Source organism: Phytoactinopolyspora endophytica (assembly GCF_004138495.1).
In the GTDB taxonomy this organism is placed as follows: Bacteria; Actinomycetota; Actinomycetes; order Jiangellales; family Jiangellaceae; genus Phytoactinopolyspora; species Phytoactinopolyspora endophytica.
This window is the reverse complement of record NZ_ML142856.1, coordinates 225195-228499: the sequence shown is the minus strand read 5'-3', so window position 1 is coordinate 228499 and position 3305 is coordinate 225195. Positions and strand designations below refer to the sequence as shown.

The window sequence follows — 3305 nt, the reverse complement described above, 5'->3', positions numbered from 1 at the left end:
TCACCGCCGACGAGAACCTGAAGTTCTTCGCGTCCTTGTACGGAATGTCCAAGAGCGAAGCGAGGTCCCGTATCGACGAGGTGCTCGACGTTATCGGTCTGACCGACCGTCGCAAGGACCGCACCAATACATACTCCGGCGGCATGAAACGCCGGCTGAACATCGGCATCGGCTTGCTGCACTCGCCGCGACTGCTGATCCTGGACGAGCCGACAGTCGGGGTGGACCCGCAGTCGCGCAACGCCATCCTGGAATCCGTCGAGGCACTGTCCGGCGAGGGGATGGCAGTGCTCTACACCACGCATTACATGGAGGAGGCGGAACGGCTGTGTGACCGGATCGGCATCATCGACGCCGGCACAGTCATCGCCGAGGGAACCCGCGATCAGCTGACGGCGAGTATCGGCGAGCAGGACCGGATGCGGATCGAGGTCAGTGGATCCGTGGAGACGGCCGCCGAACACGTCCGGTCGGTCGACGGAGTCAGCGACGTCGCGACCGAGGAACGAGCCATCGTCGTTCTCACCGATGACGGCTCCCGGAGGCTGCCCGGGATCATCAGCCGTCTCGCCGCGGGAAGCGTCCAGGTCGGGTCGATCGATATCTCCCGCCCGGATCTGGAAGCGGTCTTCCTGCACCTGACCGGCAAGGCGCTACGGGAATGATCGGTGCGGTCGGCACACTGGTCGGGAAGGACCTCCGGGAACGCCTGCGCGACAAGTCCTTCTTCTTGCTCGGCATCCTCACACCTTTGATGCTCGCGTTCATTCTGGACCTCGTCTTCGGCGACCTCGGCGAAGGAGAGCTGGAAGTCAAAGTAGGCGTGGTCGACGCCGACCAGTCCGACATCGCCGGTGAGCTGCGCGATGGGATCGGCGGGCTGGACGGTGAGGGTGGCTTCGAGATCACCGTGCTGGACTCCGGCGCCGATCCGGATGCGGCGGTCCTCGACGATGATCTCGACGCGGTGATCGTCATACCGAGTGGGTTCGGTGCCGACGTGACCTCGCCGCAGGCCGGCAGCCCGCGGCTGGACGTGGTCGAGAACCCGGACCGGCCGGTCCAGGCCGGCGTAGCCGAGTCGATCGTCGACGGTTTCGTGGCGGATATCGAGCGGACCCGGCTCGCCACAGCGGCGGGAACCGCGCTGGGACTGCCGGCAGAGACCACGACAACCGAGTCCGGCATCGAGTCCGTTCGGGAGACGCCTGCGGGCGAGGGCCTCGACATGGGCGCACGGATGATGGCCGGGATGGCGGTGATGTTCGTCTTCTTCACGGTTCAGTTCGGCGTCACCACTCTGTTGAACGAGAAAGAGAACGGCACGTTGACCAGGATTCTGGCGGCGCCCATCCCGCGTGACTCGATCGTGGTGGCGAAGGGCGCCGTGAGCTACGTGCTCGGGGTCCTGGCCACGATGATCTTGATGGTCGCCGCCACGGTGCTCATGGGGGCGTCGTGGGGCTCGTGGCTCGGCGTTACGACGTTGGTGCTGGCGGCCGTGCTGACGGCGGTGGCGTTGATGGCGGTGGTCGCTGGGCTGGCCAAGACGGCTGAGGGTGCAGGCGCGGCGCAGGCGATCATCGCGGTGGGCCTGGCCATGCTCGGCGGATCATGGTTTCCGGTCTCCGGCGAGGGTCTGATCGGGGTGTTGGCGCGGGCGACTCCGCATTACTGGTTCTTAGGCGGCCTGGAGGATCTGGCCGACGCGGACTCGTGGACTGTTGTAGGTACGCCCGTGCTGGCCCTGGTGGTGATCTCCGTGGTGGCGGGGCTTCCGGCGGCCGTGTTGCTGCGGCGGAGGCTGACCCCATGAGCCAGGACACGACGAGTCAGAACGCGACAACCGTGCGGGCCGCTGGGAACGAGCACGAAGACAGGTCCTCCGCCGCCGGTCTGAAGATCTTCACGATCGCCCGGTACAACCTGGTCCGGATGTTCCGAGAGCGAGCCAACCTCTTCTTCGTCCTCGTCTTCCCGATCCTGATCATCGCGATCCTCGGTACGCAGTTCTCCGGCGACGAGGCTCCTGAAGTCGGTGTCTCGGGGACAGGCGAGCTGGTCGAGCGGACGATCGAGAGGTTGCAGGACTCTGGGGCCGCAGAGGTGCGCCGGGTCGACTCAGCAGGCGAGTTGCGTGAGCTGGTCGAGGACGAGACGGTGCCGGCCGGCGTCGTCGTACCTGACGAAGCGGAGACGGCCCTGCGCGGCGGGGAGAGTCTCGAGATCACCATGGTGCTCGGACCCGGCGACGACGCGGCGCAGCTCGAAGGGGTGTTGACGCGCGCCTTCGAGGCCGAGGCGGTGGTCCCGCGGGTGTCCGGTGAGCTGCTCAGTCGGACGGACGCTTCCGACGACGAGGTGGCGGCGGCGGTGGAGGACACCGAGGCCGCACTGCCGGCGATCGACGTGGAACGGGTCCTGGCCGGCGGCGGTGATCCGGACGACGAGGAGTACGGCGTCGACCAGGTCGCGGTCGGCATGCTGCTGCTGATGACGTTCCTCAATGCGCTGACCGGAGCCGCGTCGCTGATCCAGAGCCGCAAGCACGGCGTGAGCAGGCGGATGGTGGGAACGCCCACGAGCATCAGCACCATCGTGGTCGGCGAGGGTGCGGGCCGGTGGAGCGTCGGCATGTTCCAGGCGGTCTACATCATGATCGCCTCCGGGCTGCTGTTCGGCGTGTCGTGGGGGAACATCCCGAGCGCGGTGGTGGTGCTCGTGCTGTTCACAGCCGTGGCGGCCGGTGCGGCGATGCTGGTGGGTGCGGTCATGCACAACGACGAGCAGGCGGCCGGCATCACCGTGATGGTCGGGCTAGGGCTCGGTGCCCTGGGCGGAAGCATGCTGCCGCTGGAACTGTTCGGCTCGACCATGCGCACCATCGCGCATGTCACGCCCCATGCCTGGGCACTCGACGCGTTCAACGAGCTCAGCCGTCACGATGGCACCGTCGCCGACATCTTGCCCGAACTCGGCGTACTGGCGGCGTTCGCAGCCGTCCTGTTCTCTCTAGCTGCATGGCGCCTTCGCCTGACGCTAACCCGCCTCTGATCACGCCCCACTACGGGACGCTCCGCAACAGCAGGTTGTCGGTGCCAGTTGATAGCTTCATGGGGTTAATCAACGTCATAACGCGTGGACAAGCTATTCGTAGCGGCGAGCCGCCCTCAAGGCGGCTGCATTTCCAGCGCAGCTGGGTACGTCGGGACGACATCGCGATGCGCAGGAAGTGGTACGGATGGGTGGTCATGTCTTCGTCGACGAGACCAAGCAGCGTGCCTACGTTCTTGCCGCGACGGCGC

At 66.5% G+C, this 3305-nt stretch carries 4 protein-coding genes; 3 read left to right on the top strand and 1 reads right to left on the bottom strand.

What is annotated here, in order from left to right:
- From ELR45_RS17365 to ELR45_RS17355, 3 genes are all read left to right on the top strand, one after another.
- Window positions 1-665 (top strand): ATP-binding cassette domain-containing protein (locus ELR45_RS17365; protein ID WP_205856765.1); only part of this gene is annotated, 665 nt, incomplete at its 5' end.
- The gene (locus ELR45_RS17360) at window positions 662-1816 is read left to right on the top strand and encodes an ABC transporter permease (RefSeq protein ID WP_129667509.1); all 1155 of its coding nucleotides are present in this window, start codon (window positions 662-664) and stop codon (window positions 1814-1816) included. The genes ELR45_RS17365 and ELR45_RS17360, both read left to right, overlap by 4 nt.
- A complete protein-coding gene (locus tag ELR45_RS17355; protein WP_129667508.1) occupies window positions 1813-3054 on the top strand; it encodes an ABC transporter permease in 1242 nt (413 codons plus the stop codon). Before ELR45_RS17360 ends, ELR45_RS17355 begins: the two co-directional genes overlap by 4 nt.
- Window positions 3055-3064: 10 nt before the next feature.
- Here ELR45_RS17355 and ELR45_RS38165 read toward each other — a convergent pair.
- The coding region (locus tag ELR45_RS38165) for a hypothetical protein (protein ID WP_205856764.1) at window positions 3065-3305 on the bottom strand (241 nt) is incomplete at its 5' end.

Bases quoted from the DNA above. Each gene is read 5' to 3' on its own strand.
- ELR45_RS17360 (WP_129667509.1), top strand. From the start codon at position 662: ATGATCGGTGCGGTCGGCACACTGGTCGGGAAGGACCTCCGGGAACGC.
- ELR45_RS17355 (WP_129667508.1), top strand. From the start codon at position 1,813: ATGAGCCAGGACACGACGAGTCAGAACGCGACAACCGTGCGGGCCGCT.